Source organism: Myxococcales bacterium (assembly GCA_016706225.1).
Lineage (GTDB): Bacteria > Myxococcota_A > Polyangia > Polyangiales > Polyangiaceae > JADJKB01.
On record JADJKB010000024.1, the window covers coordinates 83,362 to 108,906 of the forward strand.

Here is a 25,545-nt window from a genome sequence, read left to right on the forward strand (position 1 = left end):
GCGTCTGGCTCTGCGAAGACCAGAGAGCCATCGCCCTCGCGACGCGCTCTGTCAGTTCGCGTCGATGCGTCGGACCTGATTACCGCTGAGGACGTAGAGCTCTCCGTTGTCGTCCTCACCGAACGACGTCAGGCTGCCCTGGGTGATGTTGACCGCCGTGTTGCCCTGGGCGGCACCGCCGACGACCTTCAGAGCCCAGATCGTACCCTGGCAGTAGTCGCCGTAGAGGTACCAGCCCTGGAGGCAGGGGATCGCGCTGCCACGGTACACGTACCCGCCGGTTACCGAGCAGCCCTGGCTGTGCGGATACTCTTGAATTGGCGGCACCCCGGTCGGCGTGCACGTGCCGGAGGGGTAACAGTGAGTGCCTTCCATCACACTCCAGCCGTAGTTCTTCTTGCCCGCGCCCTTCGGCTCGAAGTCGATCTCTTCCCAGGCGTTTTGGCCCACATCGCCGATGTAGAGATCCCCCAACGTTTTGTCGAAGCTGAAGCGCCAAGGATTTCTGAGACCAAAATCCCAGATGAGCCCTTGCTGATTGCCCGGCACCGAGGTCGTCGGTGAGTCCGGGTTGAGGCGCAAGATCTTGCCGAGGTTGGTGTTCAGATCCTGTCCTGCTTTGAAAGGATCACCGCCGCCTCCGCCGTCGCCGATGCCGGCGTACAGGTAGCCGTCGGGGCCGAACGCGATCATGCCGCCGTTGTGGTTGCTGTTGATGCTGTGGGCGATCTGCACGAGCTTCTGGACCTGCGCCGTCGCCGCGACATCCGGATTGCCTCCCGACACGCCGTACTCTGCGATGACGATGTCGCCGGTCGGGCTCGCGCTCTGGGTGTAGTAGACGAAGAAGCGGCCGTTCGTCGCGTACTGAGGATGGAACGCGAGCCCCAAGAGTCCGCGCTCGCCGCCGCTGGCAATCGTGCCCGCGATGTCGAGGAAAGGCGTGGCCAGGTTGGTGCCGTTCTTGATGATCGAGATCTGACCCGCCTGCCGCACGACGAAGAGTCGGTTCTTGTCGCCCGGTGGCGAGGTGAGAAAGACTCCGGTCCCGCCCAGCGACGTGCCGACGTTCGTCAGCTTGAGCGCAGGCGGCGTTGCAGCGCAGGTCGTGCCCCCGGTCCCGCCGGTCGCGCCACCGGTTCCACCGCCGGTTCCGCCGGTTCCGCCGGTCGCGCCACCCGCGCCCGCGGCTCCGCCGGTCGCACCACCCGCGCCCGCAGCTCCGCCAGTTGCGCCACCCGCGCCCGCAGCTCCGCCAGTTGCGCCACCCGCGCCCGCGGCTCCGCCAGTTGCGCCGGCTGCACCTCCCGCGCCGGCTCCGCCGCCTCCGGTCGAAGCGTCGGCGCCGCCGGCTCCGCCTGTGCTCGCGCCGCCGCTGCCCGCGAAGTCGACGTCATCGTACCCGAGCAACTGACCGCAGGCGGTCGCTCCGGCGAACAAGCACACGCCAGCCCAACCCAGCCTTCGCATCACCATCGGGCAATGATTGCGTCGGGCGCTTCGGGCCGCAACTTACCCGGCAATAAGCGGCGGGGAGTGCCATTGGAGTGCCGCACTGCGACATGCCGATGGGCGGCTCGCCTTCGACGGGTGAACTGCGCTCGAGCCGCGCGGGAGGCGCAGTCTACTGCAACCCAAACGCTCGTGCGATGCTCGGCGGGCTGACGAAGCGGAGTGATGCCGACGATGCCTGGGCTAGAGAGGGTGCTCCAGTGACGACGCCTCGTGAGAGCTCCGAGTGGTCGAGCGTCACTGCTGCTGACGGCTTCGCCGCCCACGAAGCCGTACAGCGCCACGCGCTCGCGGACCACGCGAAGGCATCCGACTGGGATAGGGTGTTGCGTGAGCTCGACGCGCGCCCCGACCTCGTGAACTCGTGGCGCCCAGGCGGGCAGGCGTGGTTCACGCCGCTCCATCACGCCGCCCGCGCCGGCGCGCCGCTCGACGTGGTCGGGCGACTGATGGCCCTCGGCGCGTGGCGAACGCTGCGGACTCGGACTGGGGAGCGACCACTGGAGATCGCTTTACGTCACCACCACGCGCACCTCGTTGGGCCGCTCGAGCCAACCTTGATCCGCGCAGTGCCTGCTGACGCGCTCGCGACGTTGGAGGCACACTTCCACGCAATCATCCGCGAGCGCGCCGCCGACCTCGTGGAACAGCAGGCCTTGCGCTTGCCCGCGCTCGACGTCTTGCTCGAGCTCGCCGAGCCGCGAATGTGGTGTCCAGTCCCCGGCATGTACGGGGGCTTCAGCTTCTGGCTGGAGCGCTGCGGCAGCGACCCAGTGATGATCACGGAGAGCTGGTCTCGGGTGGTGGATGGCTCGGGCCAGCGGCACGAGGTTACGCGCGCCGGCGTTCGCGTGATCGCCGAGGGCTTCGTGTAGGTCGCTTGTATCCTCGGGACCGGGGCCATCGCCGAAGTATCGAGACTCGTGGCAGTTCCCGGTGCCCGCCGCCGCGCTCGCGGGATCCGTGCGACACTCGCCGGTGCCGGGAGCGGGCCGGCACGTGGCTGAGCCCGTAGTTCCGTTCTTATCCAACGAATCGGGAGGACTTTGATGCGTAAGCTCACTGGCGCTGCGGCGCTGTTCAGCGTTCTTGGGATCCTGTCTTGTTCGGCTGCCGATGACCCGACCCCCGACGGTCTGGGTGAGTCCACCGGAGAAACCACGGAGCTTCTGACCGGGCCGTGCAGCGCTGCGAGTGTGGGACAACCGTGCGACCCTGATGGTGCCGCCGGCCCGCTGCTCGAGTGCGGGGGCATCTGTCTGGCCAACACCAGCGGCCTTCCAGCTTGTGTTGCGTTGACGACCGTCGGGCTGAAGACGCTCGACGGGGCCGCGTGCGGCACGTTCTCCGGAATAGGCAGCGGGCCCTGCGCCAACTCGTGCCTCAACGGTGCATGCATCGCGGTGGCTGCAAAAGCGGGCGCTGCCTGTCGGCCCGGTAACTCCATCAACACGAACACTTGCAGCGGACAGTGCAATGGTTCCGGGACCTGCACTGCGGTTGTCAATGCCTGTGCCTACGGCCGATCCGGTTGCAAGGTCAACACCTGCATCGTCACCTCGAATGGAGCGGGTTGCCAGGCTGTCAACCTGCTGAACACCACCACTTGCTCTGACGGCAATGCGTGCACGCTCACCGACACCTGCGACGGAGCCGGCACCTGCACGTCGGCCACCAAGAAGAGCTGCGACGACAGCAACGTGTGCACGACCGACACGTGCAACCCGAACACTGGCGCTTGCCTCGGACAGCCCAACACCAACCCGTGTGACGACAAGAACGCCTGCACCACCGGGGACACCTGCGCGAGCGGCGCCTGCCAGCCGGGCAAGACCCCGACGGATTGCGACGACAAGAACGCTTGCACAGCCGACAGCTGTAACCCCGCGACCGGCTGCGCTCACGTCGCCAAGAGCTGTAACGACAACAATGCTTGTACGACGGATGGATGCAATCCGGCCACCGGGGCGTGCACGAACACGGCAGTGAGCTGCGACGACAACGATCCTTGTACTACCGACGCCTGCGGCGCGACGACGGGCTGCACCCATACACCCATCACCGGTTGCGGGGATGCCGGGAGCGGCGGCAGCGGCGGCGCGACGGGTGGCACGGGCGGCGCAACCGGCGGCAGCGGCGGCGCAACCGGTGGCAGCGGCGGCGCGACGGGCGGCACGGGCGGCGCAACCGGCGGCAGCGGCGGCAGTGCAACCGGTGGTGCGGCGGGCAGCGGCGGCAGCGCAACCGGTGGTGCGGCAGGCAGCGGCGGCAGTGCAACCGGCGGAGCCGCAGGCAGCGCGTCCGGCGGTGCAGCGGGCAGCGCAACCGGCGGCGCTGCGGGTAGTGCCAGCGGCGGCGCGGCCGGCAGTGCGGCGGGCGGAGCGGCAGGCAGCTCGACGGGCGGCAGCTCGACGGGCGGCAGCTCGACCGGTGGCAAGGACGGCGGTGTCGGCGGTGGTAAGGACGGCGGCACCGGCAACTCCAGTGACGACAGCGGGGGTTGCGGGTGTCGTGTTCCGACCCAGAGCGCCCCGTCCTCGAGCTGGTGGCTGCTCGCAGGACTCGGCGCGCTCTTCGCGCGTCGCCGCCGGGGTTAGAGAAATTTGCCCGGAGCTTCGTGTGGAGCTCCGGGCATTCTCTCCGCCTTGCGTGTCCAGGCCGAGGGTGTGGTCTTCGATTACAACCGCTTGGCGATCAACTCGCCCGCGCGGGTCGCGAGCGCCATGATGGTCAGCTGAGGATTCACCGCGAGCGACGTCGGCACCACACTGCCATCGACGATGTAGAGCCCAGGAACGTCGTGGGTCTCGTAGGACGTGTCGACCACGCTCGAGGACGCACTCTTGCCCATGCGGCAGCTGCCGAGGGGATGAAAGCCGACCATGGTCATGTCGTGGCCCGCGGGCGTGGCTCGCTCGAGGCGCTCGATGTCTGCGTCGGACGAGAGCTGGTCATGGCCGTGGATTTCCGTGTAACAGGTCGTAGCGCCCGCGGCGCGGAAGATCCTGGCGATAGCCGCGCTGCCCTTGGCCAACAAACGCCGCTCGTGCTTGCCGAGGTGATACAGCGTCACGGGTCGTTTTCCCGGTCCGAGCGTGACACGGCCGTTGGGGCCGTCCTCGACCATCACGCCGAAGGACGCCACGTTTTCGTACTTCTCCATCAGGTCCACGTAGCGTCTTCCAACGAACGGGAACAACGTCGAGCCCATGTCGAGCGGCGCACTCGCGCCGAGCATCAGGATGCCTTCGCGATGGAACTGATCCACGCCGTGTCCCTGCGGCACGTGGTTGTAACCGCGGATCGGTCGGTCGAAGAGCGCGGTGACACTCGTTGCCGGGTGCACCGACAGGTTTCTGCCCACTTGGCCGCTGTGATTGGCGAGCCCGTTCTTCAGCAGTAACACCGGCGTCAGCAGCGCACCGCAGGCGAGGATGACCGCCCGAGCGCGCACGTCGACTCGGCGTCCATCTGGGAGCGCCCGGCCCCTCACTCCCACGGCACGCCCTCGCTCCATCAGCACCTCGGTGACCTTGAGCCCGGTCACGAGCTGCGCGCCACGCTTCAGCGCGAGCGGCACGTACGACACGTTCATGCTTCGCTTGGCGTCCGTCGGGCAGCCCCACTGACACACCCCCTGGCCATCGCAGTCCGGTGCGTTGCGGCGGACCGGAAAGTGACTCCAGCCGAGTTTGTCGCAGCCCTCGCCGATCACGTCGCTGACCGGGCCGCGCGCCGACTTGCTCGACGCACCAACCTCGAGTGTGCGCTCGACCTTCTCGTAGTACGGCGCCAGGTGCTCCGCGGTCAGCTCGAGCAAACCCAGATCTTTGCGCCAGTTCTCCAGGATCCAGTCCGGAACTCGGAAACAGGTCCCGGAGTTGATGGTGGTCGATCCGCCGACTGATTTGCCCAGAGGAACTGGGATCACGGCGTTGCCGATCACGCCGGTCAACCCGGCGTCTCGATACAGCTGCTGCGTAGCGGGCATCGAGCGGCGCGTGAAGTCTTGCCGCTGATGGTAGTCGCCCTCTTCGACCAACAGCACCGCGACGCCTTGTTCGGCGAGCTCCTTCGCCACCACCGCGCCGCCGGCCCCGGTGCCGACGACCACGACATCACACTCGAGCGTCTCGCCGGGCGGAAGATCGCGCGCGGCGGTCACTTGCTGCATCCACGTAGGGGGTCTCTCCGCCGCAACCGGCTTCTCCCAGACACACCCCAGGCTCTGGTGCACCCCCAGATCGTCGAAGTAGGCGATCTTGACCGGATAGGTGAGGGCGAGGAACAACGCGCGTCGCACCGGATCTCCACCCGAGTGGAGCGACCAGATCAGCGCACCGCGCCGCTCCGGGTCGAGCGCGGAGAAACGTCGTCCATGTCTCGCCATGGCGAAGCCGTCGAGCAGGCCGAGCAACTTCGTGTAGTGGCGCAGCGAACGGCCGTCGAAGGAACCAAGCATGCGCGCGAGGCGATCGGCCGCGGCGGCGTCTCCCTTCGGCAGCGTGGGCCCCCCGGGGATGACGGCCTCCATCAGAGCACGCGCGGTCTCGGCGTGACGCACCCCGAACGCGTCGCGAGCGATGACTCCCGCCGTGGTCGTCGGCTCCGGCTGGCGTCTCGGGCGGGTCGAGGTCTCTTGCACCAGTGGTAGTGAGAGCGTCATGTCTCGGCCTCGGCTGCTCGCAGCAGTGGAGTCGAACGACCGCGGCGGAACGTGCCCAAAAAGGGCAGCAGGTCTTGCTTCAGGTCGAAGTAGAGCAGTGCGGTGCCGACGAGCTGGCCGTCCGCGGCGAGCACTTGCCCCGGCAGCGTGCTCATGGCCCGGAAGATTCGGGTCAAACTCAGGGTCTTTTCCCCGACGAAACGGTAGCGCTGGCCATCGTCACCGCAGAAGGTGAGGTCGTAGCCGATGCGCCGCGAGAGCGGTTGGATTTCCAGGCGGCCGGTCGCGGGCATCTCGTCTGCGAGCCCTTCAGCATGCATCTTTCCCGTCAGCTCGAGCACGCCGTGGCGCAGGTATTCGACGGCGTCGGTGGCGTCCGCCTCGGCTCGAAACCACATCGTCTTTCTGCCGCTGCCGTCGAGCGGGGTCCAGGTTCCGCGCATCGTCTCGGTGAATCCATAAAGCAGTACAGGCATGTCACACCTCCCTCGTTTCAAGCGTTGCGTCGTGCTGCTTCGAGCAGCGCCTTGCCATTCTTCTTCAGGTAGTCCCCGGCAGTTCTCTCCGCCGCTTCGCCGTCTTTGGACTCGATCGCCGCGAGCACTGCCTCCAGCGCGCGGCTCACTGCGACGCGATCCGTGAAGGCCTCCCGGAAGACATGCGCGCGGCCGAGGTAGACCGCGAACATCGAGCCCGCCAGGGTGACGAAGATCTGGTTCTTGGTTGCGCGCATGATCTGACGAAAGAAGACCAGCTCTAGCCGCTGCACCTCGTCGGGCTCGTCGCCGACTTCGGCGAGCTCTCGCAGCACTTCGCCGAGGTGTTTCACATCGGCGTCCGCCCGGCGCTCGGCCGCGAGCCGAGTCAAGAACGCTCCGAGCAACGTACGCGCCTCGATCAGATCCGCGAGCACGGTCGTGTCGATGCCCGATGCTCGAAACACCAGGTACGAGAGCAGACGAGCGCCCGCGGTCTCCGTTGGATCGAGGACCACCGAGCCGATGCCGTGACGGGTCGTGATGAACCCGAGCTGCTCGAGGCGCTGGAGCGCGTGCTTCAGGCTGGTGCGGTTGACCTGGAGTGATTTGGCTAGGTCACGTTCGGGGGGCAGCGTGGCGCCTCGTCCGTAGCGCCCAGCCAGGATTGCCTCACCCAGGCGCGCTGTCAGGCGGTCCACCAGGCTCTGTCGTTCGAGAGGCTCGACCTCGTTTTCGGTGTTTTCCGCTGACATTTGCTCGGCCAGTGAGTGAGTGGCTCAGCCACTGTGCCTCGGCGAGGCTCTGCTGTCAACCGACGTATGCTGCGCGCGGATGGCGTCCACGGATCCCGGCCTGCCCGGCGCTGAAAGCCTCGCCCGTGGGCGGCGGTTTGCCGTTCTCGTGGTCGCCCTCGGCGGCGCCATCCTGGCCGGGGCCCTCTCCCACCGCTGGTTCGTCGAGTACCACGACAACGTCGTCGACGACGCGCTCATCTCCATGGTCTACGCCCGCCGGCTGGCAACCGGGGATGGGTTGGTGTTCAACCCGGGCGAACAGGTCGAGGGTTACACGAACTTCCTCTGGACGGTCACGCTGGCGCCCGTCTACTGGCTGTCGCGGCTGTTCCGCGGTGACTTCGTTGAGTGGTGCGTCGGCACCAGCATCTTCGTGTCGATGCTCGACATCCTGCTCGTGGCCTTTATCGGGCGGCGTCTCTGGGGTGATCGCGTGCTGCCCATTATTGCGGCCGTTGGTCTGTGTGTGCTCGACAACTCGTACACCGTGTGGGCGATGATGGCCCTCGAGAGCCACTACGTCGCGCTCTGGGTGCTCGCGACACTGGCGGTCTGGGGCTCACAAACTCGGCACCGCGCGGTCCTGACCGGCGTGTGCCTCGCGGCGGTGCCAATGGCGCGCCCGGACGGGGCGCTGTTCGTCGTGGCCTTCGCCGTCAGCGAGGGGCTGCATGCGCTCGCGCCTTTGCTGCGACGCGAACGCGAGCTAGCCAAGCGTCGACTGCTGTCGTTGTCCGCCGTTGGCGCCGTCGCGGCGGTGGTGTTCGGCAGCTACTTCGCCTGGAAGTGGCGCTACTACGGCTGGCCCTTCCCCAACACCTACTATCTGAAAGTCGGCAGTTCGTCGTTCGACGGGTTCGCTCGAGGTACGGTCTACGTGAAGGCATTCTTGGAGGAGCGCGGCGACCTGCCGCTGGTTGCGCTCCTGGCGCTGCCGTTCATCGGCAACCCGACCGTTCGAACCCTGGCAATCTGGGTGCCGATCCACGCTTATTACGTGGCAAAGGCTGGAGGTGACTTCTACTCGGGCCATCGCTTCCTGGTGCAGCTGATCCCGGCCTTGGGGCTGTTGATCGGTCACGCGACGTTCGGCATCGGTGATTTCTTCCGGCGGCCGCGCGTGGCGTTCTGGCTCGGTCGAGCCCGGGCGCAGCTGGCGCTCGGGTGTCTGCTGGCCATCTACGTCTCCGGTGGGCTCGGTCAGCTGTGGCTCTTGGGCATGAAGCTGGGGCCGCTGGCGCTCGAGATCCGAACCTGGCGCCACAAGGTGGACGAGCAGCGGCGTTACATGGTCTGGCTCGGCGAGCACAGCAAACCGGACGAGTACATCTCCGTTGGTGACATCGGTTCGGCCGGGCTCTACGCAAACCTCCGTGTCATCGACTACTACGGTGTGATTGACGCCGTGGTCGCGCACAAGGACGTGCCGAGGCTCGGTCGCGGCAAGGCCGGCCACGAGAAGACCGCCGACGTGGACTACGTGCTCAGTCGTCGCCCCAAGTACATCAAGTGGGGATACCTGCCGGGTGAGTTCTGGAACGAAGGATACTATTTCGACACGTCGATTCCGATGGACGTCGGCATGCCCGGGCTGTGGGTCCGGGATGACCTCCGCGGCCGCGGTCGCTTCGATGAAGCGCGCTCCTTTCGTTTTGGCAGCGCGCCGTATCCGGAGTGGACGGCGACCGGAAATGCCTTCGAGACGTGGCCCGTGGCGCGTCCCGCGCCGGGACAGATGGCGGTCACCTATGCGCAGGGTGCGTTCCTGTCATCGTTTCACGCGACGCTGGGTGATCGTGCGACGGGAACCCTTCGCAGTGCTCCCTTCGAGCTCACCGGTGATCGCATGACGTTGCTCGTGGCCGGCGGTCACGACCCGGATTTGCTCCGCGTCAGCCTGCTCGTGGACAACGAACGTCGGTTCTCCGAGACCGGCGCACGAGCGGAGACGTTTGGACATCGAGAGTGGGACATCTCCCCCTTCAAAGGCAAGCGAGCGCAGCTCGAGTTCGTCGACGAGGTGACGGGATCGTGGGGTCACATCCTGGTCGACGAGTTGTTGCAGTGGATCGACGACGGGAAGTAGCGCTCGGCTCCGCCGTGGCCGAGCCGGGAGACACGCGCCGAGGAGCCACTTGCTGCAGGGGCCGAACGCTGCGCCGCTCGGCGTGCGCCAGGGTCAGAAGGTCGCTCCCAAGAGTTGCAGGCCAGGCGCCATGACCCGAGCTCCAGGGTCTTGTCAGCGTCGAGAATCCCGCACTGGTGGCCGTCCGGATCCAACCCGGACGCTGCGGCTCGACGAACGGGGCCGTCTCGGGCGAGTCCTTGCTCAGCCTCACCACTTCGAGCGGAGCGTGCGCTCCAACGCGAAGTAGGACAAACTGCCAAGCGTCGTGCTGAATCCCTGGACTCGAATTCCGCTGTGGCTCTGCGCGCTGTTCCTTGCGCCGAGCTGTGCGCCCTCCACCAGTGAGTCCGCTTGCACCCCCGGAAAATCGGAGGCGTGCGCCTGCCCGAATGGTCAAAAAGGAGCCCAGCTGTGCGACGGCGACGGCCAGTCCTTCGGCCCCTGCACCTGTGACGCTGCCGGTGGGAGTGCGGGCGTGGGCGGCGTCGGCGGGAGTGCGGCGTCCGGTGGCGTCAGCGGCGTCGGCGGTGACGGCGGGAGTAGCGCGGTCGGCGGTGGCGGGGCCAGTGGTGGCGGTGGGCCCTTCAGCTTGTCCGACTCGCTCAAGGACGGGCAGCCCAAGGGTAACGTAGTGGGCGGGGCACTGGGCCCGAGCGGTTGGACGGTCACCGGCAAGACCGATCGCATCTGGTATGCGCTGCCGCGGCTCGTCGAGGGGGCCATCGAATTCACGGTCTCCGGAGTCACAACCGCGAATCTCGATCTGGCGGACCATGAGATCTTCGCGATGTACGACGCCGGGTACGGGATCGCTGAACCCATCAAGTACAACCCGGACTTTCGTGACAATCACTACAAACAGCTGATCCGCATCTACGGTCAGCAAGTCCCGGATCGACTGGGGTCGCAGAAGTACGTGATGCTCATGTGTCCTGACGGTGCCCCGGGCTACGGCGCGTGTCAGTGCTCGAAGAGCTACTACGACGGCGACGGCACGTGGGGTGGCAACGCGACCTGGGACGGGTCGGCGACCAAGATCAAGGTGGTGTGGGGCAAGGGCAAGGCGACCTACACTCGGGACGGCGTCGAGGTCTGGACCAACGATTACTCCAAGACCAGTCTCGACTTCGGCCCGTCCGAACTGCATTTCACGTTGGGCTGTCCCCGCCACGACGCCGTTGCGGATGCCGGGATGCCGATTGGTGCAATTTTCAGCGACGTGGTGGTTCTGGGCGTGGAAGGGGCCGCGGCGACCTGCAACTAGCGGCCGCCCGGGCTCTTCGCCGCCCTGGCGGGTAACAGAACTGAATGGGTGATCCGGGTGGACCTGAATCTCCTTGCTCACTGTCTCGAGACCCGGCGCTTGGCGCTCCGTCGTTTCGAGCTCTGCGATGCCCCGGCGCTGCTCGAGCTCATCGAGACGAACCGGCAGCACCTGGAGCGTTGGCTCAGATGGCCCGTTCCGTTGACGACCCGGGCGGCGGTCGAGGCCTGGCTCCAGCGGCTCCAGGGGCCAGCCAAGAACTTGCCGCTCGGGATGGCAGTCACACTTTCGGCGACCGGAGAGCTGATCGGTGCGGCGGGTCTGCGTCTGGATCGCGAGCAGCCGGACTCGATGTTGGAGCTCTCCTACTTCTTGTCCGAGTCAGCGCTCGGGCACGGGTACGTGTCCGAGGCCGTGGAGTGTTTGACGCGCCATGCACTCGAGGATCTCGCGGCCGAAGATGTGCAGATCCGCGTGGACCCGTTGAACGAGCGGAGTGTGGCGGTGTGCCTGCGTTGTGGGTACTCACTGCGCTCGACGCTGGCCGCGGATGCTTCCGGCCGCGAGCAGGCCGTGTACGGATTTCGCTAGCTCTGCCTGCCTCGGCGGCGGACTCAGCGCGAAACTTGGCCGCCGCTCGGGCGCGGTGAGATGTGGGACGACGAGCGTGCAGTTCGTACCCGTCGATAGCGAATTCTGGTTGGCGCAAGCCATCGCTCTCGTGTGCGGCGGGTTGGTGGGTCTGGAGCGGCAACTCAAGGGCAAACCCGCCGGCATGCGTACGAGCATGCTGATTTGCGCCGGCACCTGCCTGTTCGTGCGCATCGGCGCCGAGCTCGGCGCGACCGCCGGGTCGAACACGGACACCGCTCGCGTCGTGGGGCAGGTCGTCACCGGAGTTGGTTTCCTCGGCGCGGGCGTGATCCTGAACCGCGATGGTCTTGTGAAGGGCATGACCAGCGCGGCGGTGGTCTGGATCCTGGCGGCCATTGGCAGTCTGGTCGGTACCGGTCGCGGCGGAGAGGCGATCGCGGCGACGCTGCTGACGCTGGGCGTCCTGGTCGGCGTCAATCGCCTCGAGGGGGCGTATCGCAGCTTGCGCACTGGCGTGCACGCCGACGACCCGAGCGAGGAGCCCATGAGCGGACTGCCGCCCCCGGTGCGGGCGCGTCGAGAGGACGGCTGAGCCCCGCTTCAATCGTGACGAGTTGGCCGGTGACGCACCTTCACGGAAACGGCACCAAACTGCCCCACTCCGTCGCCTCCCGGTCGGACGACAGTCGACGCCCCGACCACTTGCAGGCGCGCGCGGCGACCTCGCAGTAACGGTCGAGGGCGGCGGGATCGGGGAGGTCGAGCTCACCTTGCAGCCACAGGTTCAAGAGCAACAGCTCCATGGGTGTGTTGCCGGTGCGCTCCCCGATGCCGAGGGCGCAGCCGTGGATGCGGTCGATGCCGTACTCGAGCGCCCAGAGCGCGTTGTCGAGGGCCAGCCCGCGATCGTTGTGGCCGTGCCAGTCGAGCCCGACACCGTCGATGCCCGTCTCGTCGATCAGCGCGCGGGTGAAGACCACCAGATTGCGCACGCCGTCACGCGTGGCGTGACCCACCGTGTCGGCCAGACACAGCCGCTTGGCGCCGGTCTCGAGCGCGCTCTTCCAGATCGTCCGCAGCGTCTCCGGCCGAGCGCGGGTCGTGTCCTCGGTCACGTACGCGACATCGACGCCCTCCCTCACCGCAAACGCGATGGCGTCGGTGCTCTTTTTCACGATGGACTCGAGATCCCAGTTCTCGGCCAGCTTCCGGATCTCACTCGTGCCGATGAAAGCGTAGGCCACGACTGGGATGCCGACCTTCTGCTGGATCTCCGCGATCGGCACGATGTCGGAGACGACGGTGCGAGCCGCCATCACGGGCGCGATGGCGAGCTTGCTCGAGACGATCTCGCGGCACGCGATCTCCGAATCCGAAAAATTTCGGAGCGACGCTGCCGGCAAGCCGACGTTCACCAGGTGAATGCCGAGCTCATCCATCAAGTGAATGAGCTCGACCTTGTCCTCGATCTTCGGGTCGATGACGGACGGATTCTGGATCCCGTCGCGCAGCGTCTCGTCCTGAAACGTCACACCCGCGTGCATCAGCTTGATGATGCTGCGCGCGCGGTTCCAGTCGTACGGAACGTTGCTCTGGCCGTTCGAGCCCATGACGATCGCGTTTGTAGCGCGGAAATTGTGCCGTTGCGAGCGGTGTCGCTGGAGCGAGCGGTCTTTCAGCGCCCTCCGGCCCCGTGCCGCAGCGTGCCGCCAGCCCAGATCCACTCGCCGCGGGCCGCGCAGACCTTCTTGATGCGCTCGTCCAGCGCACGCGTGAGATCGCGCGCCGAGGCCTTGTTGGTGTCGTTGTCTTTGAGCGCCTTCTCGCAGTCGAAGCCGCTGGCCGCTTCCAGGGACACGGCCTTGCCGTCCTTCGGCGGGGTGAGGCGAAGGCGCATCACATGGCGATCCTGTTCGTCCCTTGGCGCGTCGGGATTGTCCATGACCCCGACGGCGATCGGGATCTCGACCAGCTTGAGCAGCCGTTTGTTCCGCGCAACGTAGAGCGCGCGGGTGTAGAGCGCCGCACCCTCCTTCGACTCCTGGTGATGCGCACACCACACCGTCTCGTCCGGTTTGTCGCCGAGCTTCGCGGCCTCACAACCGTCGGAGACGAGCTCGACCTTCAGCTCGCGGGCGTACGCCCAGGCGTGGAAGTCCCACCCGGGATCCGTGACCGGGGGGGCGCCTGGCAGCTCGGGGGGCGCTTCGCTCGTGCTGGCTCCCGCGGCGGTGGCTGGCGGCGCGTCGTCCGACGTGGGCTCGGGGCTGCCGGAAGCCGAGCTCACGCTGGAACTGTTCGCAGGTACCGCGGCGCACGCGACGCTGAGCGAGGTCAGCAGGGGAAGCAGCCAACCACGGGTCATGGTCCGTTGCAGACGACCGTCGAGGTAACCGTCTTCTGCTGATTGCCGCCGCCGCCGGCGCAGCTGTTCGGGCAGAGGACCATCGCGTTCGAGGTCAGGTAGTAGTTTTGCCCGCCGCAGCCGGCCGGCCCTGAAACTTGGCTGAGCACCGAGCCATTCACCTGCCAGGTCACGGTGCCTGTGCCGCTGTTTGGCAACTCGAAACGACACGGCGACGCAGCTCTCTGGAAACCATCTCGCATCGATGCTGCGCTACTCGCGTACGAGGCGCTCCCGGTCCCGCCCGCCGCCGCGAACTGGTTGAGCACGGTGGTTCCTTGAAGATACGCACGGATCACGTAGGTCATGACACTCGGTGCGTTATCCACGGCGTTCTGGAGCATGCTCGACAGCGCACCGGAGCTGGACGGACACGAGTTGTTGCCGCTGTAGTCGCTGACGAGGACGAAGTTGCACTGTTTGTCCGGGTTGGCGGCGGCGAAGGTCTTGCAGGCCGAAATGCCGCCCTGGATGATGCCGTCCATCGGATCGCTCAGGCCGCTGCCCGAGGGCGGATTGCCGAGCGCGCTCTTGATTGCGCTGGCGTTGCCCGGCAGGAGCGCGATGGGCACTGCAGGATTGGAGAATCCGCTGCCGGAGCAATTGCCCTGCGTGAACGGGAAGAAATGTAAGCCGAGCGAGACGCCCGCAGAAGACGAGAGGTCGACGTACTGATTGACACCGCCGACGATGTTCTGCCAGTCGCCGCTCGCGACCATGCTCGTCGAGTGATCGACGATCGCGTAGAGCGCGACGGGTTTCGCTTTTGCGGTCGAGGTCCCCGGCGTGCACGTCGCGCCGCCGCTGCCACCCGAGCCGCCGGTCGCGCCGGTGCCGGCTGTTCCGCCGGTCGCGCCGGTGCCGGCTGTTCCGCCGGTCGCGCCGGTGCCGGCTGTTCCACCGGTCGCGCCGGTGCCGGTGGTTCCACCGGTCGCGCCGGTGCCGGTGGTTCCGCCGGTCGCGCCGGTGCCGGCTGTTCCGCCGGTCGCGCCGGTGCCGGCTGTTCCACCGGTCGCGCCGGTGCCGGCTGTTCCACCGGTCGCGCCGGTGCCGGCTGTTCCGCCGCCCGATGTGCCGCCACCGCCCGTGCTGGACCCGCCGGTCGCCGTCACGCCGCCGGTGTTGCTCGCTCCGCCGCTACCACTCTTGCCGCCGGTGGCGTTCTGCCCACCGCCGAGAAACTCGTCGTCGCTCGGTGCCAACACCGAACAACCCGTCGCGCCGGCAAGGGTGACGAGCACGATGCGCGGTGTCCAGCGACCAGAGCCCACTAGCGAAGGGTAGCACGATCGTCCTCTGCCAAGGCTGGCCGCGCTGTAATGCAGCCGATGACACCGGGCGCAGCCACATGTCGCAGGCCGGCGTCCGCGTCGGACCGAGAAGGCGGCGTCAATGGGAGGCTAGCTGCAAGTGACCGTCACGGAGACGGATTTCCCGCCAGGGCCGCCTCCCTCACCCGCGCTGCAAGTGCGTGGGCAGAGCACCATTGCGTTCGAGGTCAGGTAATACTGGTTCTGGTTTGCGGAGGCGCACGCCGTGACGCTGGAAACTTGGGTGAGAGGCTGGGCGTTCAGCAGCCAGGTTGCCGTACCGCTGTTGGGGAGCTCGAACTGACAGCGATTTGCTGCGCGCTGCAGTCCTGTGCGTACCGCGCTGGCAGTCGATGCATTCCAGGCGACTGTCCCACCGGCCGTCGCAAGCTGAGACAGATCCGCCGTGCTATCCGTGGCGATTACGTACGTCATCACGCTCGGCTGGGTGTTCAGCGCGTTGCTCAGCAGGCTCGCCAACCCTGCGGTGCTCGATGTGCAGGTGTTGTTCGCGTCGTAGTCGCTGACGAGCACGAGGTTGCATTGTTTGTCCGGGTTGCTGTTCGCGTAGGCCTTACACGCGTTGATTCCACCCTGGAGCACTCCGTCCATGGGGTCGCCGGTGCCGGTGTTCGGCGGACTCCCGACGGCGTTCTTGATGGCAGTGGCGTTGCCCGGCAAGAGCGCAATGGGCACGAACGGTGAGCTGTATCCCGAACCGGAGCAGCTCCCGTTTTGAATCGGGAAGAACTGCAGCCCCAACTCGACCCCCACTGACTGGCTCGAGTCGACGTACAGACCAAAACCGCTGACGATGTTGTTCAGATCGGCGGCGCTCATGCTCGCCGACTGATCGACCAGGGCATAGACCGCGACGGCCTTTGCCGTTGCGGTCGTGGTCCCGGGTGTGCAGGTCGCTCCGCCGGTTCCGCCGCCGCCGACCGCACCACCGGTACCGCCCGTTGCGCCGGTACCGCCCGTTGCACCCGTACCCGCGGTGCCTCCGGTCGCGCCGGCGCCCGCAGTGCCTCCGCTTGAGCCGCTGCCTCCGGTTGCGCCGGTACCTCCGGTTGCGCCGCTTGCGCCTGCGCCGCCCGCGCCGCCGTTGCCCGCGACGCCGCCGAGTCCACCCGCGCCCGCGCTTCCGCCCGACGCTCCCGCACCCCCGGTGTTGGCGCCCCCGGTGGCTCCGGTCCCGCCGCTGCTCACACCGCCGGTGGCGTTCTTGTCGCCACCGAGAAATTCTTCGTCGCTGGGGGCGAGCACGGAACAGGCGATGGCGCCCGCGCCGCACCCGAGCAACGCCAGCCCGCGCATGCCGCTTCCGAAACCCACGGCCAAAAGATAGCACGGGCGCACGCGGCGGATCGCCTTGACCCACCCCCGGTTGCCGCACATCATCCGGGCCGCTCACGGACGCCTGATCCCATGCCCCGCCTGCGCAGCTTCGAGCTCGACGTGAACGGTGACACCCTCGAGGTGGCGGCGCCGGACCACTGGACTTTGCTCGAAGTTCTTCGCTACACGCTGGGCCTCACCGGAAGTAAGCAAGGGTGCGACAAGGGTGACTGCGGCGCCTGCACGGTGCTCATCGACGGCGAGCCAGTGCTCGCTTGCCTGACTCTGGCGGCGAGCGTCGGGACCAAGAAGGTCGTGACCATCGAGGGGCTCACGCCGCTGCATCGAAAGGCCGGGGGCAGCGGCGCAGATCCGGTCCAAGATGCCTTCGATCGCTGCGGCGCGCTGCAGTGTGGCTTCTGTCAGCCCGGCATGATCTTGTCCGCCAAGGCGCTGCTCGCGAAGAACAAGAGCCCATCGCGCGGCGACATCAAGCAGGCGCTCTCCGGCAACCTGTGTCGGTGCACCGGCTATACACAGATCCTAGAGGCGGTGGAGCTGGCCGCGGCGGAAGCACGGGGGAAGCCGCATCCCGGCCCGACGTGGCGGCGTTTCGGCGACGCGCCGAAGAGTTGAGCGCGCCCCAACAATCGGCGTTCACCAGTCCATGCAAGCGAAGCTCAAGCAGGGACGCGGGTTCGCCGCACTCTCCTGCTCCAGGAGCTCGTCGAGCCGTGCCCGTCCGCCGTCTCCCGCGCGCTGAGCGATGAGCTCGTCGAGGCTGCGAAGTCGCCCTTGATAATAGTCAGTGTGTTCCTTCTGCCGCAGCTCGAAGGCCTTCGCCTCCTCGCTGGAGCCCGGACAGGAATAGGAGAATCTGAAACTGTCGTGCAGTTGAAATAACTTCGCGGCCGTGCGCTGCCATTGGTCCTCGCAGCGGGCAACGGCGCAGCTGGGTAGCTCTGCCTCGAGCTCGTCCAGCATCGCGTAAGCGCGTGTCATGCTGCGAACCAGCGCATCGTATCGGCTCTGCCCGGCCTCACTCAGCCCGGTCGGGATTTCCAGGGAAGGCGCGCCCGCTCGCGAGGGTCGTCCTTCCCCGCGCGTCGGCAACACGCCAGCGTCCGGTTCGGTGACCGTCGGCTCACCCGCCGGAACACGCACGATCGTGCCGCCGGCGCCCTCGGCGGGTGGGCTGTTCTTCTGGCAACCCCCGAGTGCAGCCAGGGTCGACCCAATGAACAACGCGCGGCGTCTGAGGACGGCGGCGCGATCGTCGGCGGGACTCATGAGCCTGAAGTTACCGCGTTTCTGCTGTCGCGTCAGAAGACGAAGTCCGCCATGGCGTTGAAGCGATGGTCCGGCATGCCTGGAAAACGCTCGTCCCGCACGATCGCATAACGATAACGCACACCCAGATCGAGGCCGAAAAAGCTCGCGCCGAGCTCCGGAGTGAGCGCGTGCAGCTTGGCGAGATCTTCGAGCGCGACTCCCTGATAGGCGAGGCCCCAGCGGAGCCGGCCCCAGCGCTGACGATAGTAGAGGCGGACCTCGTGCACGCGCGCGAACTTCGCGCTGCGCTGGTCGAGCACGAAGTGCGCCTCGTACATCGGCCCCACCTCGACCTCACCCGACTCCAGCGGGAAACGCGTCTCCGCGCCCAGCTGAGCGAGAACCCCCCGTGCGTCGTTGGCTCCGCTGTTCCAGGCGTAGCCAGCGAGCAGCCAGATCTGGAGCCAATCGACGTCCGACGACAGGCGCTGGTAGCCCAGCGACGCACTCCAAGCCGTTGCGTCACCGCCGCGCACTTCCCAGGCCGTGCGCTTCAGCCGCAGCACATCGAACTGGTAGTGATGGCGCACGCGTCTGGGAAAACCGCGCAGAGCCAGCGCTCCGGAGAAACTCTGACGCCGCTCGATGATGGGGCCATCCTCGGACCAGCGCAGGCGGGTTGCGGCGCCCACAGGCACGGCGAGAAATACGTCTTTGTCGACCATGCCGCCGACGGGCGTCGCTTCGACCTCCGCGTCGGCGCTCCGATAGGGAACGAGCTGCAGCTCAGCCAGATCCGAGGGTTCCAGCTCAGAGCGTTTCGTGAAGAGGGTGTCGAGCGAGAGGTGCACGCCGGTGTCTCCGGGCTCCGCCGACGTCCAGAACCAGGTGTTTTGCCAGGCAAGATCCGTGATCGTCTGGTTCTGGTCCGGCACCCGCAACACGTCCGCCCACAGCTTGGTCCGCGCGATGTCGTAGCGCCCGAAAAAGACCCCGAGATCGACGCCAAATCGGCCGCCGTACGCGACCGCACGTTGAACCGCGTCCGTGGTGGGATCTGCGACCTGGGCGCCGATCAGGAACGCGGCCAGGTGCTCACCATCGCAGTACCCCAGGCAATGTTCGAAACCCTCGGCGCGGCTGCGAGTGCGGTCGTAGAAATCGTCCAGGGTGGGGCGCGGTTCGGCGTCCGCTCGCGCCGGCCGGAGACACAGCGCTCCCGCGATCAGGATCCAAGCTCGAAAGGGTCGGGCGCCCACGCCGTGGACTGTCTCACGGAGGCGCGACCCTCTCAACCGTTCGCACGCGTGAGCCGCAATCGCTCCGCCACTTCCGGGTCGCCGAACGGATACGGACGCTCCACCGGGAGACGCAGCGCATCGACTCCGTCGCGCAGCAGGAGCTCGTGCTGCGCATGCACGAAAGGAGTCACGTCTTCGATGCCGCGTACCCAGTCTCGTCCATAACACGCCAGCGTCTCACCGCGCAGGCCGAGCTGGATCGCCCGGCGTTCGAGCGGGCGGCCGTGGGGATCGTGATCGGGATCCCATTGCAAGCGCACGTCGCTCTCGCGCAGGCGGCGTTCCCAGTTCTCACGGGTGCCGTAAGTCTCGGAGTGAAAGCTCGACTCGACGGCTTCGGACAAGATGCGATCGAAGCCCGCACGCGTGAGGCGCACGGCGAGCACGCGTTCTTGCCCTTCTTTCGTTGCCCACCCGGAGCGGTACATCATCCAGAGGAAGCCGGGTTTGATCCAGCTCATGCGGCTGAAGCTGAACTCGCCGCCGAACACACCGTGGGCGACCGCAAACTCGGCGATGGCCGGGCGGTAGGCTTGATAGACGGTGACGGTCTCCGCGTCGTAGGCCGCCACGACGTGCCGCCCCGCGGCGGGCAAACGGGCGCACAGCTCGGTGAACGAGCTCAGCTCGGTGAGTAGGCCCATTGACATAGATACACTCTGCATATATGTTTGTCGCATATAAGAGGCCAATGAGCAAGCCCAGGCAAAAACCGGCAGAACGAGCCGCCCATCCGGCGCCCGACAGCGAGGCGGCGTTCCTGAGTGGCTACGACCCCAGCCACTTCGAGCACCCGTCGGTGGCCGTCGACGTGGCGCTCCTCACCGTCCGAGACGAACGTCTGCACACCTTGCTCGTGCGCCGCGCCGAGCACCCGCACCGGGGGCGCTTCGCGCTGCCTGGGGGTTTCGTGGGCATGCACGAGTCGCTCGATGCCGCTGCGCGGCGTGTGCTCTCGACCAAGGCGGGTTTGTCGAAGTTGTTCGTGGAGCAGCTCTACACCTTTGGAGATCCCAAGCGTGACCCGCGCACGCGTGTGATCAGCGTCACCTACTACGCCCTGGTCGAGCCAGAGCGCTTCGCCGAGCATCCGGCCAATCGTGAGGGCGTGACGGTTGCCCGGCTCGAAGTGCCGTGGGAGGGGGAGACCGGCGGCCCCGTCAAGGTGGTCGACACCAGCGGCGCGGAGCTGTCGGTCGCCTTCGATCACGACGACATCCTGGGAATGGCGGTCAAACGCGTACGCGGCAAGCTCGGTTATACGCCCATCGGCTTCCAGCTCTTGCCGGACACCTTCACGCTGCTCGAGCTCCAGACGGTGCATGAAGCCGTGCTCGGCCGCAGCCTCAACAAGGACTCGTTCCGCCGCAAGATGCTGGCCTCCGGGCAGCTCGAGGCGACCGGAGAGCGGCAGGCGGACGTCGGGCATCGCCCGGCGGAGCTGTACCGGTTCGTGCGGCGCTCAGCGGTTTGAATGAAAGGAGACGATCATGGCAGAGGTCAGAAACTTCATCGTCGTTCGGCACCTCAGGAGTGAGCTCAGTCAGTTCGTGCTGGCGCACCGCGGAGGGCGCCTCGTTCGCTCCGGGCGCGGCGTCTCGTTCTGGTATTTCCCGCTCTCCACCAGCATCGCCGAGGTGCCGATGGACGACCGCGAGCTGCCGTTCATGTTCCACGGCAAGAGCTCGGATTTTCAGGACGTCACCGCCCAGGGGGTGATCACCTTTCGGGTGGTCGACCCGAAGAACCTGGCGGAGCGCGTGGACTTCAGCGTCGATCTCGCCACCGGTGCCTGGGTCGCGCGGCCGCTGGACGTGCTTGCGACGCTCTTGACCGGGCTCGCAGAGCAGCTGGCCCTCGGAACCCTCGCTGCGTCGCCGATCCCCGAGCTCTGCGCGGAGGGTGCGCCGCGGGTGCGCGAGGTCGTGCAGGCAGGTCTGCTCGACGACGCGGGCGTTCGCGACATGGGGCTCGAGGTCGTGACGGTGCGAGTGTCGGCGGTGCAGAGCACAGCGGAGCTGCAGCGTGCGCTCGAGGCGCCGGCGCGCGAGCGTATCCAGCAGCAGGCGGATGACGCCGGCTTCGAACGACGCGCACGCGCCGTGGACAAGGAGCGCGCGATTCAGGAGAACGAGCTCGCCAATCGCATCGAGCTGGCGCGGCGCGAGGAAGAGCTGATCCGCCAGAGCGGCCTGAACGAGCGCAGGCGCAAGGAAGAGGACGTGCTCGCAAAACGCGTCGACGCCGAGGGTGCGGCGGAGCGTGCTCGGATCCGCGCTGCGGCAGACGCCGAGGGGATCCGCGTCGTCGAGTCCGCCAAGGTCGCGAGCGAGCGCGAGCGCATGGATGTGTTCCGCACGCTGCCGCCGTCCGTGATCGTGAGCCTCGCGGCGCAGTCGCTGGCGCAGAAGATCGAGAGCATCGACCACGTCAACATCACGCCCGAGCTGTTTGGCCCGCTGATCACCGACCTCTTGCGGGCCGGAACGGCGCGGCTGGACGCGGGGAAGTGAGGGTCCATGGCCAGCGTGAAACCGAGGATCGTGCTGGTGACGCGTCCGACCGAGTATGAGGCCGTGCTCGAACGCCACGGCACGCGCGGGCAGGCGGCGTTCTTCCTCTCGACGCGCGGGCAGTGCATCGACGGGCTGGAGGCTCGGCACGCGGCCTTCACTCAGGCCATGCGCGGCGTCGCGGCGGCCATCCCCGCCGATCTGCGTCGCACCCGTGTCACGCGGCGTGATCTGGAGCGTTTCGTCTTCGAGCCGGCAGACGTGGTGCTCGTGGTCGGGCAGGATGGATTGGTCGCGAACACCGCGAAGTACCTCGACGGGCAGTCGGTGATCGGGGTCAACCCAGATCGCGGGCAATACGACGGCGTGCTCGTGCGGCACTCGCCGGAGCGGGCGGGGCGCCTGCTCGCGGCGGTGTTGGCGGGTCGCGCCGAGCTCGAAGTTCGCACGATGGTTCGGGCCGAGCTCGACGACGGTCAGCACTTGCTGGCGCTCAACGAGATCTTCGTCGGTCACCGCGGGCATCAGTCGGCACGCTACCGGCTCACGTGTGGCAAGGAGACGGAGCGCCACTCCTCCTCGGGAGCCATCTTCGCGACGGGGACTGGCGCGACGGGCTGGGCGCGGTCGATCTCGCGCGAACGCCGCGCGCCCGTCGAGCTGCCGAAGCCGTCCGAGAAACGCGTGGCCTTCTTCGTGCGCGAGGCCTTCCCCAGCGTGGCGACGGGCACGGAGCTCACGCAGGGGGTGGTCGACGCCCCGGCGCAGGTGGAAATCGTCTCCGAAATGAGCGAAAACGGCGTGCTCTTCGGCGATGGAATCGAGAGCGACGCCATCGAGTTACCCTTCGGAGTTCGCGCACGAATTGGGGTGGCGGCCGTCGTGCTCAACCTGGTGCACTGAACCTGGGGACCGAAGTAGTCCGGTGCCGGGCAATTGTCCCCGGGTGGGCAAACGCGGCTAGCATGGCGCTCCATGGCCACGGCCAAGAAGCGGGGGGCCTCGGCAAAAACAAAGCCGAAGAAACCCAAGACCTCGGTGGACAGCCCGGCTGCTGCCGAACCCAGCACGCCCAAAGCGAGGAGGAAGGCTGGCGGTGCAGGGCGCGGGACGACGACGGCGATCTCCAGCGTGCCGCCGCGGCGGGACAGCGGAGCGCCGCCTGCGATGCCCGCATCCAAGCGCGTGAGCAGCGTGCCTCCGGCGCCCTCGCGCGGGCGCGTGAGCAGCGCGCCGCCTGCGCCCACACGCCGTTCGAGCACTCGGCCGCCGCTTCCTCCGCACGAGCCCCGGGCACGCAGGGAGCCGTGGCCGTCCGAGTGGCTCGCGGAAAATCACGACGTTGCCGCGGCGCAGGATACGATGTTGATGGCCTACTGGATCGCCGATCAGCTCGGCGACCCTGCGCTGTCCGAAGCGACCCGAGCGCAGTTGCGGGCAGCGGTTCAGGCGGCAGCGCCGATCCTCCGGCGAGCGTCGGAGGGGCTGCACGCCTTCAGCGTGGCCTCCGCGGTCCGGCGCAACGGTGCCATCATGGGCGGGGCGCAGCGCTCGGAGTCGGCGCGAGTTCGTCGCGGTGCCGTGCTCGATGCCTTGCTGGAAGCGCAAGTCGACGGTGCCGTGCACGCCACCATCACGGAGGTCAGCGTGCATAGCCCACACGTCGCGGCCTGGTTGGAAGAGCTCGAGCGACGGGGACGGCCCGAGCTCAGGAACGCGCTCGCCGAGTGTGGCGCGGATACACCAGGAGCCGGTGGGGCAGGGGTCAGCACGGAAGCCGCTCTCCGTCGCTTGCTCGCCGTCGTGTTGCTCGCCACGGAGCCGCTCGGGCGGGGGACTCGGCACTGAACCGTGGACGAGTCCGAGCACCTGGCTGTGGCGACTCGAGAGATCGACAGCCTGCACGTGTTCTTCGAGGACTGGTTCGTCGGAAGGGCGGAGCGCGACCTGATCCGCTTCGAGCGCGACTTCCTCTCGCGCTTCGCCGCCGAGTTCTCGTACGTGATGCCGAGCGGCGCACGACTCGTGTTCGCCGATCTGACACCTCTGATCTACGCCGCCCATGCGTCGAATCCGGATTTTCGCATCGAGATCCACAACGTCGCAGTGGTGCTCTCGGATGCAAAGACCTTGGTCGTGACCTACGAGGAGCACCAGCGCGGAGCGAAGAGGTCCGCCGAGTCCAGCCACCGCTTTTCGACCGCGGTGTTCGTCATCGACCACGACCGCTTGGTGTGGCGCCACTTGCAAGAGACCTGGCTCGCAGCGGGCGATTGAGAGCGCGACCTTCTTCGCTAAAATGCTCGCTCCCAGCGGCCGAGCATCCGGGCCTGCGTCAACCTGGAGTAGACTAGCGCCGGATGCGGTCCTTCGTTCGCTTGCTGCTCTCTGTCGGGGTGCTGGCGGCAGCCTGTTCCTTCAACGGGCTCGATGAGCTGAAGGACAACGCCGACGCTGGCGCTTCGGGGGGCGCAGCCAGTGGCGGCAAGGGTGGAGACGGCGGGCCGCAGGGAACACTGCCCAACGGCGCGCTCTGCACCACGGACGACTCCTGCGCAGCCGGGCATTGTTCGAGCGGCATCTGTTGCGACACCGCGTGCTCCGCCCCTTGTATGGCCTGTGTTGCGGCGGCAAAGGAGAGCGGCGAGGTGGACGGTGAGTGCGGACCGTCGAAAGCCGCGACGGATCCCCGGGGTGATTGCCCTGAAGAAGCTCCGGAAAGTTGCGGCAAGAGCGGCAAGTGTGACGGGCTCGGCGCGTGCCAACGACACGCTGCGGGGACACCTTGCGGGCCCTCGAGCTGCTCGGCAGGGGTCAAGACCTTGCCGAAGCTGTGCGACGGCCTCGGGCAGTGTGTAGCCACGGGGACGGAGCCGTGCACCCCTGCGACGTGCAACGGCTCCGTCTGTTCGTCTGACTGTGTCGACGACACCTCGTGTGCCAGCGGCGAGTACTGCAACAAGCTCACCGGCGCGTGTGTCGCCAAGCTGGGCAAGGGCGAGAACTGTCAGGCCGGTGCGCAGTGTTCCACGGGGTTCTGCGTGGACGGTTCGTGCTGTGAGAGTGCCTGCAGTGGGGGCTGCCAGGCGTGCTCGGGGGAATTGACTGCTGCCGCCAGTGGCACCTGCGCGCCGGTCTTCGTCGGCACGGATCCGGACAACGACTGCTCCGACCAGGGGCCGGCCAGCTGCGGCGACGACGGCAAGTGTGACGGCGCTGGTGCCTGTCGCAAATACGGCTCGACCGCGATTTGTCAGGCAGCCACTTGCTCGGGCTCCACCCAGACCAACGCCAAGACCTGCGATGGCAACGGTCAGTGCGTGACCAATGGTGCCACCGAGTGCGCTCCCTACCAATGCGGCGGGTCGACTTGCGCAACGAGCTGCGGGAGCGCGAGCAACTGCGTGAGCGGCAGCTTCTGCACGAGCGGAGTTTGTCAGGGCAAGAAGTCCAACGGCGCTGCCTGCGGCGCCGGGCAGGAGTGCACCAGCGGTTTTTGCGCGGACAGCGTGTGTTGCAACACGGCCTGCGCCGGGGCGTGCCAGGCTTGTTCGGCCGCAGCAAAGGGCACGGGGGCCAGCGGTAGCTGCGGCAACGTGATCGCGGGTCAAGATCCACACAACAACTGCACGCAGCAGGCCGCATCGAGCTGTGGCACCGACGGAGCGTGCAATGGCTCTGGTGGGTGTCGGTTGTGGGCTGGCGGCACGGTGTGCGCTCCCGCTTCGTGCGCCATCGACCCAGCCAACAACTTCACCTATCTGCAGACCAACGCTGACACCTGCGATGGTCTGGGCAAGTGCGTCGACAAGGGCACCTTGCAGTGTGGACTCCTCACCTGCGGCGGCACCCTCTGCAAGACGGTCTGCGCGACGACCGCCGATTGTGTGCTTGGCGACTGCATCAGCGGCGGCACCTGCTACTTCAACCCGTTCTGACCCGGAATGCGCCGACGCGCGCCGGCACCCTG

24 protein-coding genes are annotated in these 25,545 nt (G+C 67.2%); 13 read left to right on the top strand and 11 right to left on the bottom strand.

Annotated features, from left to right (window positions below):
* Nucleotides 1–51 precede the first annotated feature (51 nt).
* The gene (locus IPI67_36220; GenBank protein MBK7585619.1) at nucleotides 52–1,476 is read right to left on the bottom strand and encodes a PQQ-dependent sugar dehydrogenase; all 1,425 of its coding nucleotides are present in this window, start codon (nucleotides 1,474–1,476) and stop codon (nucleotides 52–54) included.
* Nucleotides 1,477–1,712: 236 nt separating this feature from the next.
* On the opposite strand from IPI67_36220, the gene IPI67_36225 reads away from it, so the two are divergent.
* Both IPI67_36225 and IPI67_36230 read left to right on the top strand, forming a co-directional pair.
* Entirely contained in the window at nucleotides 1,713–2,387 is a 675-nt protein-coding gene (locus IPI67_36225) for an ankyrin repeat domain-containing protein (GenBank protein MBK7585620.1), read from the top strand.
* A gap of 174 nt (nucleotides 2,388–2,561) precedes the next feature.
* Nucleotides 2,562–4,109: an MYXO-CTERM sorting domain-containing protein gene (locus IPI67_36230; protein MBK7585621.1), complete on the top strand. Its 1,548-nt coding sequence runs from the start codon at nucleotides 2,562–2,564 to the stop codon at nucleotides 4,107–4,109.
* An 80-nt stretch (nucleotides 4,110–4,189) separates the two neighbouring features.
* On the opposite strand, the gene IPI67_36235 is transcribed toward IPI67_36230, so the two are convergent.
* Genes IPI67_36235 through IPI67_36245 form a run of 3 tightly spaced genes read right to left on the bottom strand, consistent with a single transcriptional unit; the run spans nucleotide 4,190 to nucleotide 7,409 of the window.
* The gene (locus IPI67_36235) at nucleotides 4,190–6,178 is read right to left on the bottom strand and encodes a GMC family oxidoreductase (GenBank protein MBK7585622.1); all 1,989 of its coding nucleotides are present in this window, start codon (nucleotides 6,176–6,178) and stop codon (nucleotides 4,190–4,192) included.
* A complete protein-coding gene (locus IPI67_36240) occupies nucleotides 6,175–6,654 on the bottom strand; it encodes a hypothetical protein (GenBank protein ID MBK7585623.1) in 480 nt (159 codons plus the stop codon). The genes IPI67_36235 and IPI67_36240 overlap by 4 nt, the downstream gene beginning before the upstream one ends.
* A gap of 17 nt (nucleotides 6,655–6,671) precedes the next feature.
* Complete coding sequence (locus IPI67_36245; GenBank protein MBK7585624.1) at nucleotides 6,672–7,409, bottom strand: FadR family transcriptional regulator; 738 nt, start codon at nucleotides 7,407–7,409, stop codon at nucleotides 6,672–6,674.
* Between the two features lie 79 nt (nucleotides 7,410–7,488).
* On the opposite strand from IPI67_36245, the gene IPI67_36250 reads away from it, so the two are divergent.
* The 4 genes from IPI67_36250 (at nucleotide 7,489) to IPI67_36265 (ending at nucleotide 12,029) form a co-directional block, all read left to right on the top strand.
* Nucleotides 7,489–9,537 carry a hypothetical protein gene (locus IPI67_36250; protein ID MBK7585625.1) on the top strand — a complete coding sequence of 683 codons (2,049 nt, stop codon included), beginning with the start codon at nucleotides 7,489–7,491 and terminating at the stop codon, nucleotides 9,535–9,537.
* A 307-nt stretch (nucleotides 9,538–9,844) separates the two neighbouring features.
* Nucleotides 9,845–10,843, top strand: a complete 999-nt coding sequence (locus IPI67_36255) for a hypothetical protein (GenBank protein MBK7585626.1) — start codon at nucleotides 9,845–9,847, stop codon at nucleotides 10,841–10,843.
* A 57-nt stretch (nucleotides 10,844–10,900) separates the two neighbouring features.
* On the top strand, nucleotides 10,901–11,434 hold the full coding sequence (locus tag IPI67_36260; protein ID MBK7585627.1) for a GNAT family N-acetyltransferase: 534 nt from the start codon (nucleotides 10,901–10,903) through the stop codon (nucleotides 11,432–11,434).
* On the top strand, nucleotides 11,394–12,029 hold the full coding sequence (locus tag IPI67_36265) for an MgtC/SapB family protein (GenBank protein ID MBK7585628.1): 636 nt from the start codon (nucleotides 11,394–11,396) through the stop codon (nucleotides 12,027–12,029). The genes IPI67_36260 and IPI67_36265 overlap by 41 nt, the downstream gene beginning before the upstream one ends.
* A gap of 40 nt (nucleotides 12,030–12,069) precedes the next feature.
* Here the strand turns inward: IPI67_36265 and IPI67_36270 are convergent, their stop codons facing one another.
* From IPI67_36270 to IPI67_36285, 4 genes are all read right to left on the bottom strand, one after another.
* The gene (locus IPI67_36270) at nucleotides 12,070–13,047 is read right to left on the bottom strand and encodes a 2-isopropylmalate synthase (protein MBK7585629.1); all 978 of its coding nucleotides are present in this window, start codon (nucleotides 13,045–13,047) and stop codon (nucleotides 12,070–12,072) included.
* 65 nt (nucleotides 13,048–13,112) lie between these two features.
* On the bottom strand, nucleotides 13,113–13,724 hold the full coding sequence (locus tag IPI67_36275; GenBank protein ID MBK7585630.1) for a hypothetical protein: 612 nt from the start codon (nucleotides 13,722–13,724) through the stop codon (nucleotides 13,113–13,115).
* Nucleotides 13,725–13,798: 74 nt separating this feature from the next.
* On the bottom strand, nucleotides 13,799–15,112 hold the full coding sequence (locus IPI67_36280) for a hypothetical protein (protein MBK7585631.1): 1,314 nt from the start codon (nucleotides 15,110–15,112) through the stop codon (nucleotides 13,799–13,801).
* Between the two features lie 129 nt (nucleotides 15,113–15,241).
* A complete protein-coding gene (locus tag IPI67_36285) occupies nucleotides 15,242–16,486 on the bottom strand; it encodes a hypothetical protein (GenBank protein ID MBK7585632.1) in 1,245 nt (414 codons plus the stop codon).
* A 93-nt stretch (nucleotides 16,487–16,579) separates the two neighbouring features.
* On the opposite strand from IPI67_36285, the gene IPI67_36290 reads away from it, so the two are divergent.
* Nucleotides 16,580–17,125: a (2Fe-2S)-binding protein gene (locus tag IPI67_36290; protein MBK7585633.1), complete on the top strand. Its 546-nt coding sequence runs from the start codon at nucleotides 16,580–16,582 to the stop codon at nucleotides 17,123–17,125.
* A gap of 21 nt (nucleotides 17,126–17,146) precedes the next feature.
* Here IPI67_36290 and IPI67_36295 read toward each other — a convergent pair whose 3' ends face one another.
* From IPI67_36295 to IPI67_36305, 3 genes are read right to left on the bottom strand one after another with little or no spacing between them, the layout of a single operon-like run.
* Nucleotides 17,147–17,779, bottom strand: coding sequence for a hypothetical protein (locus IPI67_36295; GenBank protein ID MBK7585634.1), 633 nt, complete (start codon nucleotides 17,777–17,779; stop codon nucleotides 17,147–17,149).
* 32 nt (nucleotides 17,780–17,811) lie between these two features.
* A complete protein-coding gene (locus tag IPI67_36300; protein MBK7585635.1) occupies nucleotides 17,812–19,020 on the bottom strand; it encodes a hypothetical protein in 1,209 nt (402 codons plus the stop codon).
* Nucleotides 19,021–19,052: 32 nt separating this feature from the next.
* Entirely contained in the window at nucleotides 19,053–19,706 is a 654-nt protein-coding gene (locus tag IPI67_36305; GenBank protein ID MBK7585636.1) for a DUF4291 domain-containing protein, read from the bottom strand.
* A gap of 23 nt (nucleotides 19,707–19,729) precedes the next feature.
* On the opposite strand from IPI67_36305, the gene IPI67_36310 reads away from it, so the two are divergent.
* The 6 genes from IPI67_36310 (at nucleotide 19,730) to IPI67_36335 (ending at nucleotide 25,513) form a co-directional block, all read left to right on the top strand.
* Nucleotides 19,730–20,536, top strand: a complete 807-nt coding sequence (locus IPI67_36310) for an NUDIX domain-containing protein (GenBank protein ID MBK7585637.1) — start codon at nucleotides 19,730–19,732, stop codon at nucleotides 20,534–20,536.
* Between the two features lie 16 nt (nucleotides 20,537–20,552).
* Nucleotides 20,553–21,575, top strand: coding sequence for a band 7 protein (locus tag IPI67_36315; protein ID MBK7585638.1), 1,023 nt, complete (start codon nucleotides 20,553–20,555; stop codon nucleotides 21,573–21,575).
* Between the two features lie 6 nt (nucleotides 21,576–21,581).
* A complete protein-coding gene (locus tag IPI67_36320; protein MBK7585639.1) occupies nucleotides 21,582–22,478 on the top strand; it encodes an NAD(+)/NADH kinase in 897 nt (298 codons plus the stop codon).
* Between the two features lie 72 nt (nucleotides 22,479–22,550).
* A complete protein-coding gene (locus tag IPI67_36325; protein ID MBK7585640.1) occupies nucleotides 22,551–23,423 on the top strand; it encodes a hypothetical protein in 873 nt (290 codons plus the stop codon).
* A 3-nt stretch (nucleotides 23,424–23,426) separates the two neighbouring features.
* Nucleotides 23,427–23,852 (top strand): hypothetical protein, encoded by a 426-nt coding sequence (locus IPI67_36330; protein MBK7585641.1) that lies wholly within the window; start codon nucleotides 23,427–23,429, stop codon nucleotides 23,850–23,852.
* An 83-nt stretch (nucleotides 23,853–23,935) separates the two neighbouring features.
* Nucleotides 23,936–25,513, top strand: coding sequence for a hypothetical protein (locus IPI67_36335; protein MBK7585642.1), 1,578 nt, complete (start codon nucleotides 23,936–23,938; stop codon nucleotides 25,511–25,513).
* Nucleotides 25,514–25,545: the final 32 nt, after the last annotated feature.